Source organism: Sphaerospermopsis sp. FACHB-1094 (assembly GCF_014696195.1).
Taxonomy (GTDB): Bacteria; Cyanobacteriota; Cyanobacteriia; order Cyanobacteriales; family Nostocaceae; genus Sphaerospermopsis; species Sphaerospermopsis kisseleviana.
The window spans coordinates 1-13898 of record NZ_JACJPT010000128.1 but is presented as its reverse complement, the minus strand read 5'-3'; the positions used below and the strand labels follow the sequence as shown (position 1 = coordinate 13898).

General features: G+C 37.3%; 12 protein-coding genes. 4 read left to right on the top strand and 8 right to left on the bottom strand.

What is annotated here, in order from left to right; genetic code table 11:
• Positions 1-113: 113 nt before the first annotated feature.
• Entirely contained in the window at positions 114-3860 is a 3747-nt protein-coding gene (bchH, locus tag H6F47_RS23920; RefSeq protein ID WP_190651316.1) for a magnesium chelatase subunit H, read from the bottom strand.
• Between the two features lie 309 nt (positions 3861-4169).
• On the opposite strand from bchH, the gene H6F47_RS23915 reads away from it, so the two are divergent.
• Positions 4170-5111, top strand: coding sequence for an N-acetylmuramoyl-L-alanine amidase (locus H6F47_RS23915; RefSeq protein ID WP_190651314.1), 942 nt, complete (start codon positions 4170-4172; stop codon positions 5109-5111).
• A gap of 59 nt (positions 5112-5170) precedes the next feature.
• On the opposite strand, the gene H6F47_RS23910 is transcribed toward H6F47_RS23915, so the two are convergent.
• Positions 5171-6151, bottom strand: coding sequence for a CHAD domain-containing protein (locus H6F47_RS23910; RefSeq protein ID WP_190651312.1), 981 nt, complete (start codon positions 6149-6151; stop codon positions 5171-5173).
• Positions 6152-6297: 146 nt separating this feature from the next.
• A complete protein-coding gene (locus H6F47_RS23905; RefSeq protein WP_096571997.1) occupies positions 6298-6702 on the bottom strand; it encodes an NIL domain-containing protein in 405 nt (134 codons plus the stop codon).
• Between the two features lie 66 nt (positions 6703-6768).
• On the opposite strand from H6F47_RS23905, the gene H6F47_RS23900 reads away from it, so the two are divergent.
• On the top strand, positions 6769-7344 hold the full coding sequence (locus H6F47_RS23900) for a thioredoxin family protein (RefSeq protein WP_096571998.1): 576 nt from the start codon (positions 6769-6771) through the stop codon (positions 7342-7344).
• A gap of 57 nt (positions 7345-7401) precedes the next feature.
• Here H6F47_RS23900 and H6F47_RS23895 read toward each other — a convergent pair whose 3' ends face one another.
• Entirely contained in the window at positions 7402-7635 is a 234-nt protein-coding gene (locus H6F47_RS23895) for a DUF6737 family protein (RefSeq protein ID WP_137666404.1), read from the bottom strand.
• 109 nt (positions 7636-7744) lie between these two features.
• On the opposite strand from H6F47_RS23895, the gene H6F47_RS23890 reads away from it, so the two are divergent.
• Entirely contained in the window at positions 7745-8842 is a 1098-nt protein-coding gene (locus tag H6F47_RS23890; RefSeq protein ID WP_190651310.1) for a Gfo/Idh/MocA family oxidoreductase, read from the top strand.
• A 115-nt stretch (positions 8843-8957) separates the two neighbouring features.
• Entirely contained in the window at positions 8958-9695 is a 738-nt protein-coding gene (locus H6F47_RS23885; protein WP_190651307.1) for a Uma2 family endonuclease, read from the top strand.
• 386 nt (positions 9696-10081) lie between these two features.
• Here the strand turns inward: H6F47_RS23885 and H6F47_RS23880 are convergent, their stop codons facing one another.
• The 4 genes from H6F47_RS23880 to H6F47_RS23865 all read right to left on the bottom strand — a co-directional run.
• On the bottom strand, positions 10082-10333 hold the full coding sequence (locus tag H6F47_RS23880) for a hypothetical protein (RefSeq protein WP_190347993.1): 252 nt from the start codon (positions 10331-10333) through the stop codon (positions 10082-10084).
• On the bottom strand, positions 10317-10592 hold the full coding sequence (locus tag H6F47_RS23875) for a BrnT family toxin (protein WP_096572002.1): 276 nt from the start codon (positions 10590-10592) through the stop codon (positions 10317-10319). The genes H6F47_RS23880 and H6F47_RS23875 overlap by 17 nt, the downstream gene beginning before the upstream one ends.
• A gap of 179 nt (positions 10593-10771) precedes the next feature.
• Entirely contained in the window at positions 10772-11653 is an 882-nt protein-coding gene (locus tag H6F47_RS23870) for a DMT family transporter (RefSeq protein WP_190651305.1), read from the bottom strand.
• Between the two features lie 421 nt (positions 11654-12074).
• Positions 12075-13898, bottom strand: a 1824-nt coding sequence (locus H6F47_RS23865) for a bluetail domain-containing putative surface protein (RefSeq protein WP_277877178.1), incomplete at its 5' end; no start/stop codon positions are given.

Sequence of the window (13898 nt, the reverse complement as noted above, 5' to 3'; positions counted from 1 at the left end):
CCTGTTTTGTTTTGCTTTGTTTTTATCCTCTATTTTCTGACTTTTTTCCTAGACTTTAAATTTTTCCTTTACGATCGCTTGACAATCAAGACAGTCGCTACGTTTTTAAGTTTCTAAACTGTCACACCTTCTAATTGTTCATCACTCAATTCATACAACTGACGCAATTTTTCCAACCTATTACCATCAGCATTCCATAAACCGCGCCCGTGTGCTTCCAACATTCTACTAACAATATTTCTAAAAGCTTCCGGGTTTGCTTTGCGTAACTTTTCCGCCATTTCTGCATCTAAAGCATAAGTATCCGCAGCTTGTTCATAAACCCAATGATCTCGAAAATCAGCAGTTCCACCCCAACCTATTAAAGCCGTCATTCGTTGGGAAATTTCAAAAGCACCACCAGAACCTTGGTTAGCCATTGCTTCCGCCCATTTAGGATTTAATAACTTAGTTCGGTACTCCATTCTTAACAAATCATCTAAATTTCTAGGGGTGGTATCCTTAGAAAAACTTTCCACAAAACTAGCTGTAACTTTTTTCCCGCTTTGTTGTTCAGCCGCTTTTTTTAAACCTCCAGTATTGGCATAATATTCCTGAATATCAGTTAAACCATATTCAACAGAATCTATTTCTTGAACAATGCGATCGCTCGTTTTTAATAATGTCTGCAAAACCTCCGGCCTAGCTTGTCCTTTATCCTTTCTTCCATAACTAAAAACATTGCGACTTTCCCAAGTTTTACCCAACTCCTCGCCATTTTCCCAATTACCATCAACCACTCTATCATTAACCAAAGAACCAAAATCACCAGAGGGGTTAGAAAACAATCTTGCTGAGGAATTTTCCACACCTTGCGCTTTTAATTCTAAAGCGTGTTTTCTAATAAAATTCTGTTCTTCCGGTTCATCAACTTCCGCAGCACGTCGAAATAAATCATCCAATAATTCAATAATATTCACAAAACTATCACGGAAAATACCAGATAGATTTCCTAACACATCAATGCGCGGATGTCCCACATCAGAAAGAGGTTTTAAATCATATCTTACTATCCTTCCCGTACCCTCCTTAACAGGTTCAGCACCCACCAATTCTAACAGAATACCAAGAGATTCACCCTTAGTTTTAATCGCATCCAAACCCCACAATAAAACCGCCACAGTTTCAGGATATTTCTGATGTTCTGCTAAATGCTGATCAATAATCTTCCGTGCAATTTCCCTACCTCTTTCATAAGCAGCAGGAGAAGGCATTCTATAAGGATCTAAAGCGTGAATATTTCTCCCAGTAGGTAACACACCCGCCCCATCCCTCAACAAATCTCCACCCGGTGCAGGAGGAATAAACTCACCATTTAAACCCCGCAAAAGATTCGTCAACTCATCAGTAGATTGATTCAACAAACTTGTAATTATTTTCTCTTCTTCTTCTCTTCTTTCTTCGTGTCCTTCGTGCCTTCGTGGTTCGTTCTCTTCTCCAAAAAAAGCATCCAAATAACCCTTTAACTCCTCCTCACTTGGCGCTTCACCTAAAGTATGTAAACCAGAAGAAAACAACCGATTTTCTAACACCTGCAAATACTCATACAACTTGATTAAATAATCATCAAAAGCATGACCACTAAACATCCTGACATTTTCCGGCGTAAAAGCAATACCCAATTTTTTCGCATCATCAAAAGGACAATCAACATCCAAACCAGTATCAACAATCTTCTTACAAATACCTTCTTTTAGCACATAATTCTTCTTTGGATCTTCCCGATATTCTGCGATTAAATCCCGTAAACTTACCAACTCCTTATATAAACCCGCCCGTCCATAAGGCGGCACATTATGAGAAATTAAAACCCCATAACCACGACGTTTAGCTAAAATTGATTCTGAAGGATTATTAGCAGCATAGATATATAAATTTGGCAGATTTCCTAACAGAATATCCGACCAAGAATAACCAGTATTTCCTAAAGGTGAACCAGGCAACCATTCCACAGTTCCGTGCATTCCAAAATGGACAATTGCATCAGCTTGAAATTCATTTTGCAACCACTTATAAAAAGCAGCATATTGAGGATGGGGAGTTAAATCTCGCTCAAACATTAACCGCATCGGGTCGCCTTGTATTCCTAAAGGTGGCTGAACACCGATCCAAACATTTCCTAATGTTACACCTCCAAGATGTAATTCATCGCCATAGGTTTTAATTCCTGCACCTGTTAAAGATTTCCATTGTTTTTCAATTTTAGAAGTGCGGAGATATCCTAACCATTTTTCTAATTTTCTAGCATTGACAGTATTAGCATCTGTGGGGAAAGGTTTATCTTTTTCCCAGGTTTCCATTTCTTCATCTATTGCTTTTACTTGTTTAATTAATTCCTCTCCATCTTCAGGAATTTTCCCTACTGTATAACCTTGTTCTTTAAGTGCATGAAGTAATTTAATTAAACTGCGAGGAACATTTAATAAAGCAGCAGTTCCTACAGCACCATAACCAGGAGGAAAACCATATAAAATTATGGCAATTTTTCTTTCTGATGCTAATTTTTGACGTAAGGAAACCCAATTTTTAACTCTATCAATTAACCTTTGTACTCTTTCTGGAACTAAATAAATATCTTCACCAACTAAACCACCTAAAGGTATAGTATCAATTGCCCCATCTAATTCAGGAAGTGCATATAAAACTACACTTTGTAAACCGCCAATTCCTTGACGAGTCCATGAATGAATATCTTGAATTAATAAAGGTGCAGCGACAATATAGGGAATATTTTTAGCAGTTAAAATGCGTTTTGCAACTTCTATTTGTCTTCCTGCTTCCATTGAACCCGCAGGTCCACCAACTAAAGGAAACCCAATTGTAGAAATGATCGCATCAACTTTGACTGCTGCTGAAGAAAGGGAAGGAGTTTCAATATTTCCTTGTTGTCTTTGTTGGGTTTCATAGTCGGTTGTCATCCAGTCACGCACAGCAACATGACCTTCAACTCCGTTAATAAAAATTGGTAAAGGTATTAAACCCGAATCTTCAAATTTTATGATTAATTGGGGGATATAATTCTGTTTTGTAATGACGTGCTTTCTATAAAGTAAAATTCCGATAACTGGGGACTGGTGACTGGGGACTGGTGACTGGGTAATTTTATTCTTTTCTTTCTCCTGACTCCTGACTCCTGACTCCTGACTCCTTTTTTCATACCACTCCAAATATGCTTTAGGTGATGTAAAATACCCTGGATAGTCGGGATGTAATAAACCCATGTTGGGGGTTTCGATAGGTGCAGGAATATCACCGACTTGTAAATCTAAGTATTTTTCCGCAAGTGTCCAAAATAAAGCTGCTACATTTTCCGTTCCTCCTGCGTTCCAGTAACCGTAGATAATGAGCCAGTTGCGGAGGTCTTGGACTTTTTGTACTGGTACGAATTTTAATAGTTTTGGTCCAATTTTTAAGAAACTTATATAACCTGCGAGTTTGTCTTCTTCTTTACCATTACTGAATTTATCGAGTATGAATTTAACAGGTTTAGGCATTCCTTTAGGTTTATCACCGATAGAAAACACCCCTATTTTCGTTAAACTCATTAATTCTAGTGCTGATTCAAAAATAAGCCGGATGGGAATATTAGCAATATGTTCTCTTAACCATAAAACTTGGTCATAGTCAAATATTAAACTACCGAAAAATACATCAGCACCTTGAAGTGCGGCTTGTACCTCTTCTGGGTTGGTGGTAATATTGCGATCGCTAAAAACGCGAATATCTAACTCAGGACAGCGAGAAACAGCCAAAAAAGCCGCTTTTCGGTACAAATCAGCGTTAAACGATTCAAAACCAGCAATTAAGACAATACGTTTCATGTCACTCAGTTACGAAATCTTTCTTTACTTTGATCTTAAACATTGTTGCGGACTAATGGGGGAATATCTACCTAAAGAGTAGAATATCTCATTTGCCTATTGAAACTGAAGTTAAGATGGATTTACCTTTTTTCACTGTATTGGGAAATTTACAAGTTACATTGTGATTACATAAATATCTAGTTGCTGTCGATTTTGAGCAATTATAATATGTGATATCATAATTCTGGTTTTTGACTAGAAAAAATCCCAAACAAGCCCATTTTTTTAATTAAATCTTTTCTGTTGAAAGTACGTTGAGGATACACCATGAAATTTGGAATTGATATGGGGCATAATTGTCCTCCAGATACGGGAGTAAGAGGTATTAAATTTGAAGATAACTTAACTATGGACGTGGGAAATAAAGTTATAGCTAAGTTAAAAAGCTTAGGTCATGAAGCAATATCTTGTACACCAAATAGTGCCAGAACAGTCAGTCAATCTCTGGGTAGACGTTGTGATATAGCTAATAGAAACAAAGTTGATGTTTTTGTTTCTATTCATTTTAATGCCTTTAATGGGCAAGCTAATGGAACAGAAGTATTTGCTATGAGTGATGCTGGGAGAAAAATCGCCCAACCAGTATTAGATGAAATTATCAAGTTAGGATTTTTTAATCGCGGTGTCAAGAATGGTTCTCACCTGTACGTGATTAGAAATACAAATATGCCAGGTATTCTCATAGAATGTTGCTTTATTGATTCCGCGAAAGATATGCAACTTTATGATGGGGAAGCAATGGCCAATGCTATTGTTACAGGGTTAACTGGTAAAGTGGTATCTTCTCCTGTAAACATAGTGCGAGATGAGGAACAAAATACAGATACCTCTGTTCTCAGATTGCAACAAGCTTTAAATCGACTACAAATAACTGATAGAAATAATAGGCGTTTGGATGAGGATAATATTATTGGACCTGCCACAACTTCTGCTGTAGAGAAGTTTCAAAGAATTGTGGGAATTATTCCCAGTGGAATGGCAACTAGCACTACATGGAATGCCATTAATCAGATATTATCAAAACGATTAGTGCAAGGAAATCAAACCACCGGACCAGTAATGAGATATATACAACATCGTGTAGGTACTGTTGCAGATGGTATTTATGGTCGCAATACAGAAGCGGCAATTAAGAGATTTCAACAGCAAAATGGTTTAACTGCTGATGGCATTGTTGGTCCAATGACTTGGCAGAAATTAATAGGTTAATGAACAATTGATAGTTGATAGTTGATAATTAATAATTAATAATTATCAATTATCAATTATCAATTATCAATTGATAAAGATGGCAATATTGTTAGATATAAATTCTGTCTCGTTTCTGGTTTTAAATATTGCTGTTGTAGTGGTTGCCACTGCTGCCATAATTGGTAACGATTTACAGCTAATAAAGTTATTAGACCACTTATTTGCTCGTTAATTTCTGACTTAAAGATATTTTCCAGCCACTCATTTAAAACCATGCTATCTTGCAGCATTCCCAAAATTTCTTGGATACTTTTTACCTGTGAAATATGTGTGGTAAAAGCTTCACCGTATAAATCAGTAAATAATTCCATTTGATAGCGAACTCTTTTAGCTTGTTTTCGCAAATCATGAAGAATTTTCCCTTGATTTTTCAGATTTTTTTCTAACTCTTCCGGTGTCCAGTTGCTTTGTACAACTACTTCTGAGTTTACAACTTGAGTACCAACCATCCATCCTGGATGCAATAATAATTTACTGACTTCAGGTAACAGTAAATCTGGTAGCACTTGCTGAATTGGCAAATCTGCTAATGGTTGATAACTAGGCTTTTCTAACCATTTTTGAAAATGATTTTTCAAAGATTTATAAGTTTCATCTTTCAATATTTTTTGCACCTGGGAAAAAGCAACTTCCCGTTGTTTGGCTAAAGTAGAAAAAGCTATCTCTAAAGATGCTTGTTCCTTTGGAAGTAAATGTGGTTTATAATTATTTTCCAGTATCTCTTTTAAGACATCCAAATCTCGGAGATTTCCTAGTATTCTGGCAATTTTACCAATATTTTTATCGCTGGCTGATTTGGGTAAATTTAAACATAGCTCAAACCGACTAACTGCTGTACGTAAACGACGCATTCCCACACGCATTTGGTGTAGTGCTTCTGGATTTTCGTCTTTTTTAACTGATTTTTCCCATTTTATGGTTTTGTGAAAGTGTTTTTCGATTGCTTGATATGCACAATTTCCTAGACTTTTGACTGTGGGTGTTGTGGCTAAGTTCATAGGTTATATCAATTCACTATCTCATCATATTTTTGCATCATAGCAGTAGCGAAAAATTGAAATCTATTATTTTATAGACTTTTTAACAACATTGGCTGCTAGTTATTTGATATGTAATTATTCAGATAATCTCATTTTTAAAGATTTTAAAGATTGGTAGAAATAGCCTGTACCGGACAAGTGGGAATACATTGTTCACAAACAATACAACGCGATCGCGTAAATGTAAGTTGATATGTATCTGGGTTGAGAGAAAGAGCTTCCGTTGGACAAACTCCAGTACACAAACCACAGTCAACGCATAGATCATCATCAATGACAATTTCACCTAAATTATGGGAAACACTGATGTGTTGCGATCGCATCCACTCAATAGCTGCATCTAGTTGATCAATATCCCCCAATAATTCCACTACCAGTTTACCAATTTGATTAGGGGCCACCTGAGCGCGGATAATATTCGCCGCAACATTAAAATCTTTTGCCAGTCGGTAAGTGACAGGCATTTGAATTGCACGTTTAGGAAAAGTCAGGGTGACTCGTTTTTTCATGGGTAAAAAACTAAGTTTTGCTAAACTAGATGATGAAACTGCTTAATAAGTCTTAATAAATAAATTATGAGTACAGATGCACCATTTAATGCTCCTACCAAGCCTGAATCTACATTGGGCAAGCGTTTGAGAAACTTCCTCATTGTTATTGTAGCGATCGCCCTGAGTGCTGCCCTATTTTTAGGACTGCAAACCCAGACAACCTCAGTTTCTCTCACCGAACTAGATGCAGCATCCACACCCTTAGAAGTTGCAGTTAGCAATAATAAACCCAGTTTAGTAGAATTTTATGCAGATTGGTGTACAGTCTGCCAAAAAATGGCACCCGACATAGCCGAACTCAAACAACAATATGCAGACAAATTAAACTTTGTCATGCTGAATGTAGATAATAACAAATGGTTGCCAGAAATGCTCAAATATCGAGTAGATGGTATTCCTCACTTTGTATTTTTGGGTAAACAAGGAGAAAGTATAGCCGAAGCTATTGGTGACATACCCCGTTCCATCATGGCCAGCAACTTAGAAGCTTTGGTAAATGGTTCTCCCCTACCCTACGCGCAAATGAGTGGTAAAACTTCCAAATTTTCCGCCCCAGTATCAACAAATAGTCAAGATGATCCCCGCAGTCATGGAGGGTAACTGGGGACTGGGTAATAGGTAATTGATAATGGGTAATTGGTAATTGATAATTACTTATTACTCATTACTTTTTTGATCTAAAATGCCGCTTTCAACCATTAATTTTGGCCAGATTAATAAAAAGAAACCCATCCAACTTAATACAGGGATAGCAACAATAATTGTCAACCATATAAGTTTGAGTATTAACCAACTACCGCCAATTAATGTGATACCTGTGAGGATAATTGACCAAGGTTGACACCACCAAGGTTTATAATTCCAAGGATTGATAGTTTGTTTTTCATTCATCCTAGTAAATCCATAGTTAAGAAATTGGATTTTATTTAAAACAATTAATAGTATCAATATTTAGTATAATACTAAAAGGTAAATTTAGCAAATAAATCAAAGATACAATATGATTGGGGTTGCAATTGTTGGTACTGGTTTTGGTCAAAAAGTACATATTCCCACATTTCAAGCACATCACAAAACCAAAATAACTGCGGTTTATCATCGAGATATCAACAAAGCAAAAATCATTGCAGAAAATAATAATGTTCCTCATTTTAGTGATAACTTCACTGAAATTATCAATTTACCAGAGGTAGACGCTGTGAGTATTTCCACACCGCCATTTTTACATTATGAAATGGGGAAACAGGTATTAGAAGCTGGTAAACATCTGTTATTAGAAAAACCAGTGACTTTAAACGCAAATGAAGCTAAAGAATTATATCAATTAGCCAAAACTAAAAATGTCATTGCCACAGTAGATTTTGAATTCCGCTTTATTCCTGCATGGCAATATTTTCAGCAGTTGTTAAATACAAATTATGTGGGAAATATTCGGTTAATAAAAATTGACTGGTTAGGTTCTTCTCGTGCTGATACATCCCGTCCTTATAATTGGTATTCTCGTAAAGATCAAGGTGGTGGGGTATTGGGTTCTTTAGGTTCTCATGCTTTTGATTATATTAACTGGTTATTTGGACCAGTTAGGAAATTAAATGCTTATTTTAATACAGCTATTTCCCAAAGAATTGATCCTGTAAATGGGGAATTAAAAGCAGTAAATACAGATGATAATTGTTTGATATCTTTGGAATTAACAAATGGTACACCATGTCAAATTGCTATTAGTGCAGTAGTTCATGCACCCCGACCCCATTGGATAGAAGTTTATGGAGATAAAGGAACATTAGTTTTAGGAAGTGAAGAACAAAAAGATTATATTCACGGGTTTAAAATTTGGGGTTCTCAAGTTGGGGGAAGTTTAACAGAAATGGAAATTCCTCAACAATTATTATTTCCTCAACATTATGCTGATGGTCGAATTTGTTCATTTTTAAGAGTTGTAGATCAATGGGTGACAGGAATTGAAAGCAAACAAGAGATTATACCATCTTTGAAAGAAGGGGTTTATTCTCAATTATTGATGGATTTGTCTCATCAATCAAATGATTCTAAAATGTGGGTAGATGTTCCAAGTTTAGGAGAGTTTTTAGCTGAATAGTTAACTGTAGTGAGGAATTTATTCCTCCTTTGAGGACTGAAGTCCTCACTACGAAAATAATAATAGATGAAATTCAGATGATAGAATAAAAATAAATCAAGTAAAGGTAACTTTTATGGCAACCCTACTCAGTGAAAGTAAATCACAGACGGGACTGGTTATCTCATGGGAAGCGTTACCCGATGATTTTCAACTAGAGGATGAACCAGTAGACAATACAGGACAACCACTTTTAGCAGGTGCTTTGTGTGAAAGTTTAGAAATCAGTGGTTTTATTCAACCACAGATGTTAATTGCTGTTAATTTTGCTTTATGTGCCACATTAAATGATCAATTTATCGCCAAAGCACCAGATTGGCTATATATACCTTCAGTTAAAGAAATATTGCCAGGACGGAAAAGCTATACACCCCATTTAGAAGGGGATATACCGGCTGTGGTTATGGAATTTTTGTCAGATAAAGACGGCGGAGAATATTCATTTAAACGTACCTATCCGCCGGGAAAATGGTTTTTTTATGAACAGATTTTGCAAGTTCCTATTTATATCATTTTTGAACCAGATGGAGGATTATTAGAATATTATCAACTGGAAAATGGAAGTTATGAATTGAAACAACCAGAGGAAAATGGTCGTCATTGGATCGAGTCAATGGGTCTATTTTTAGGAACTTGGCAAGGTGCAAAGGAAGGACGTACAGGTTATTGGTTGCGCTGGTGGGATCAATCAGGTAACTTGTTACCTTGGGCGCTGGAAATGATTGAAAAAGAACGTAAGGAGAAAGAAAGGTTAATGGCTTATTTGCGATCGCAAGGAGTTGATCCTCATAATTTACCTAATCATACTGAGTAAATTGGGTATGTAGATGTAGGTTGGGTTGACTTTAGGAAACCCAACATTGATCAGCTTTCATTGTTGAAAAAAATCAAATTAACCATTGCAACTGCGATATGAACAGCATCAACCTCAGCTTCCGATATTTGTAACAAAAATTTACAATTACTCGACACGCTTAATAGTCAGGTGAAAATAGTGTTCCCTCTTCCAATGAGAAAACAGCGATCGCTCTAGAAAATACTCTAGAAAATACTCTAGAAAATGCTTAATACACATACACCAACAATGATAATAATCCGGTTTATGTGTATCCTTCTTCATTTGCTCTGCTAATAATCCAACCTATTATTGCCGAGTAATCAATCGGATGCTCGCCGCAGATGACCTTTAGCTTTTAAATATCACGTTTGAGAGGTCTGCTCCAACGCATTGTTAGGCTTCTGTCTTTGGGCAATTTGCATGAGCAGCCGGAGTGCTTCATTAACCGCTTCACTTGTTGGAAATGCTTGAGCAACATCAGGATCGAGTAACACTACATTCGTTCCTGCCTTGTAGCGTTCGACATATTTCCCTCTAACACCACCCTGCATCTTGCTAAAGTCATACTCAGGTCTTAAGTCGTCTTCTAGTTCGTGGTTACTCTCCATCTTCATAAAACCTCCTTTCATTTCGGGTTGCCTCTCGCGCGCTAATAATCCGAACTCGATTTACTCGATCTGTATGAGGGACTATCAAGATACGATTGGTACTTGATAATCCAATGATAACGTAACGCTCCTCGCCAAAAGAGTGATCTGGGTCAGGAAATGTCACAGATAAAGGATCGTTAAAAACAGTAGATGCTTCCTTGAATGAAACACCATGCTTTTTCAAGTTTGAGTTCGCTTTGTCTGGATTCCATTCAAACTGCATCTAAACAATACTTAGTTACTATAATTCAAAATCTGAGTTTAGCATTAAAAAAGTGCATTACATTACATTTCATTGAGCCACCCAATCGGCGATCACCTTAAAATTTAAAATTTATCGCAATATGCCCACAGAAACTTACACTAATAGCGATCGCTCTAGAAAATACTCTAGAAAATACTCTAAAAAATGCTTAATACACATACACCAACAATGATAATAATACAACCTAAGAATCTATGTTTAATATTTTTTTCATGAAAGAGGAAATAGCCATATCCTACAGTCATCAATAAACTGCTTTGTTTTACCGCCACGGAATTTGCTGCTACTGTAGATGCGATCGCCATCACATGACACCACATATCAAGTGCTTTTAAGCTACCTAATAAAACCAATTTATAGAAATTACTTTTTAACTTAGAAAACCAATTAGGAGAGCATAAAATTACAATAGGCAAAGTCATTATAGCTGTACAAAAATAGAGAGAAGCTGAGAAAAATAATGGCGAGGAATTTGTTGCCCCAATTTTATCAAAAGAAGTAGTTAAAGCCCAGAGAAAAGCTACTATTAACATTAATTGAGAAGATTGGGTAGTCATCAAAGATTTTACCGGTGTGAGATAATTGTTCTCCTTGGGCTTTATATTTAAAAAATATGCACCAAAACAGATTAATAAAATACCTATAAGTTGTGACTTTGCAGGAAACTCATTCAGAATTAAAGGAGAAGCGATCGCTAAAAATAACGGCGAAAATCCCATTAACGGTATAGTTAAAGATATATCTCCAAAACGCAACGCCCTCATATATAAAATGCCGCCAATAGTAGATAGAGTAGCATCAGCTAACAAAGCCCACCAAAAATCTTTCCCGATGGTAGGTATTGGGTTAGGTGATAATAACAACCAAGGAATATAAATAATTAGAGTAAATGCCCTTAATGCCCACGCAACTAAATACTCATCTAAGGGTTGATTGCCTTTATTTGTCACAACTTTACTAAAGACATCTCGCAGAGATTCAAAGGTAGCCGCAGCCAGTGAGAAGTATAGCCAAGTCATAGAGTTTCAGGGATTAATAAATATTGGATAGTCGGATATATACAGCAGTTTCCGTTATTATGAAGTACAGATATTTATGAAGTACAGATATTAATGACAAAACCCTTGTAGCACAGGCTTACTTCGGCTTCGCTCAGTACAAGCTCAGTATAAGTCCAGCCTGTTCATATTGTACCTCATGACATTGGTAAGTGCTGTAATAGACATTTTGGATAAATTACATAATCAGTTTGCAGAACAGTTGTATAAATGTTGCACGTTTCTATATTAATTACCACAAGATGTCTAATAATTGGTGTTAGATTTTCTTTTGTCAAGCCAACCTAGAGGTTTTTAAACCACCTCTTAGGTTGGGATAAAGAAATATTAGATTGATTTCGGTTAAACTAGCTTCTGAATCACGGGAGGATAGCTTAGATACTTAGATAAAAAAGTTACTAACAGTAATGCTACCTAAAGCTGGTAATGTACCAGTAAATCCTGTAATATTCACCAATAAGTCATTACTTGCTTGGAAACCAGCCACACCATCATTCATGACTAAATAAGTCCCTGCAATAACGGAAGTTGTGACATTGACTAAAGCTGCACTATTTACCCCTAAAGCCTGATTGCCAGTTAATGCTCCATTAGCATCAGTAAATACACTATTGACAACATTTGTTAAGGTAGTGGCTGTACTATTAGCAGCGCGAGTGAAACTGGTGGGAGCAGCCAGAACTCCTCCGGAGGAACTTAACAGGTCAATTCTATCAGTACCGATGGCAAAGTCGGTAATTCGGTCTGCTCCTGATACTGGAGATTGTCCAAATTGGAAAACGAAGATATCACTTCCTACTCCTCCTGTGAGGGCGTCTATACCAGCACCACCGTTGAGGGTGTTATTGCCACTATTACCAGTGAGGGTGTTATTCAAATTATTACCCGTACCATTAATATTGCTGCTTCCCGTCAAGGTCAGGTTTTCTACATTATTAGGTAAGGTGTAGGAAATAGATGCGTTGACTAAATCAGTTCCTGCGTTGAGAGCTTCGGTAACAATGTCACCTACATGATTAACGGTATAAGTATCATTGCCGGCAAGTCCGATCAAGGTATCTGCACCAGTTGTACCGATTAAGGTGTCAGCGTTAGAAGTTCCAGTGAAGGGATCATCATTGGTAATTGTCCCTGTGACTGCACTGGTGGTACCAATGGTGTAACCTGTTCCAGAGGCTAAAGTTAAGGCAACGGTTTCATTACTTTCTACCGTAGTGTCAGCTGTGGGGTCAACTGTAACTGTAGCAGTGGATGAACCAGCAGCAAAGGTAACGCTTGTACCAATACTGCTGTAGTCATTACCGTTAGTTGCCGTACCTCCAATTGTGTAGTTTACTGTGAGGCTGTTAGTGGTGGAACCCGTGCGTGTGAAGGTGTAGATTAGGTTTTGTGTTCCATCTTCTGTAACTGTGGTGGCTGAGGTCAGGGATAGACTTACGGATGGGAGATCATCATTGGTAATTGTCCCTGTGACTGCTCCTGTTGTCCCAATCAATTTAACAGAATCAATTTCTTCCCAACCGCTTGTATGATCAATGTCAACATTAATTCTTGCACCAACAACTAAGTAACTCGTTTGATCGAAATTGATTCTGAAATCCACTGGAAGACCAGGCTTACTAGTATCAATTCCTGACCAAACAGAGTAATAAGTACCTTGGTTGCTTAACAAATCAATGCTTCTGACAAATCCATTTCCGTAGGTTTCGCGAACTTCTATGCCACTAGCATATACTGGTGTAGCAAAACCTACTGTGATAAACTCATCTGCTTGCAGATCTCCGTCAGCATTCGCTGGTCTAGGAGCCCATGACGTTGGAAGATCCCCGTAGCTTAGAGTATTAGGTTGACCTAAAATTTGTACTGCACCCCATGAGCCTACAGACCACTGAGAACTAAAATAAATAACTGTGGAAGCATATTGCTCAGTTTCTGCGGGAGTACCAATGGTGTAACCATTTCCAGAGGCTAAAGTTAAGGCAACGGTTTCATCACTTTCTACCGTAGTGTCAGCTGTGGGGTCAACTGTAACTGTAGCAGTGGATGAACCAGCAGCAAAGGTAACGCTTGTACCAATACTGCTGTAGTCATTACCGTTAGTTGCCGTACCTCCAATTGTGTAGTTTACTGTGAGGCTGTTAGTGGTGGAACCTGTGCGTGTGAAGGTGTAAATTAGGTTTTGTGTTCCATCTTCTGTAACTGTGGT

Coding starts and splice junctions, on each gene's coding strand:
- H6F47_RS23890 (WP_190651310.1), top strand. CDS start 7,745: ATGATTGGGGTTGCAATTGTTGGTACTGGTTTTGGTCAAAAAGTACAT.
- H6F47_RS23880 (WP_190347993.1), bottom strand. CDS start 10,333: ATGAAGATGGAGAGTAACCACGAACTAGAAGACGACTTAAGACCTGAG.
- H6F47_RS23915 (WP_190651314.1), top strand. CDS start 4,170: ATGAAATTTGGAATTGATATGGGGCATAATTGTCCTCCAGATACGGGA.
- H6F47_RS23895 (WP_137666404.1), bottom strand. CDS start 7,635: ATGAATGAAAAACAAACTATCAATCCTTGGAATTATAAACCTTGGTGG.
- H6F47_RS23875 (WP_096572002.1), bottom strand. CDS start 10,592: ATGCAGTTTGAATGGAATCCAGACAAAGCGAACTCAAACTTGAAAAAG.
- H6F47_RS23885 (WP_190651307.1), top strand. CDS start 8,958: ATGGCAACCCTACTCAGTGAAAGTAAATCACAGACGGGACTGGTTATC.
- bchH (WP_190651316.1), bottom strand. CDS start 3,860: ATGAAACGTATTGTCTTAATTGCTGGTTTTGAATCGTTTAACGCTGAT.
- H6F47_RS23905 (WP_096571997.1), bottom strand. CDS start 6,702: ATGAAAAAACGAGTCACCCTGACTTTTCCTAAACGTGCAATTCAAATG.
- H6F47_RS23910 (WP_190651312.1), bottom strand. CDS start 6,151: ATGAACTTAGCCACAACACCCACAGTCAAAAGTCTAGGAAATTGTGCA.
- H6F47_RS23900 (WP_096571998.1), top strand. CDS start 6,769: ATGAGTACAGATGCACCATTTAATGCTCCTACCAAGCCTGAATCTACA.
- H6F47_RS23870 (WP_190651305.1), bottom strand. CDS start 11,653: ATGACTTGGCTATACTTCTCACTGGCTGCGGCTACCTTTGAATCTCTG.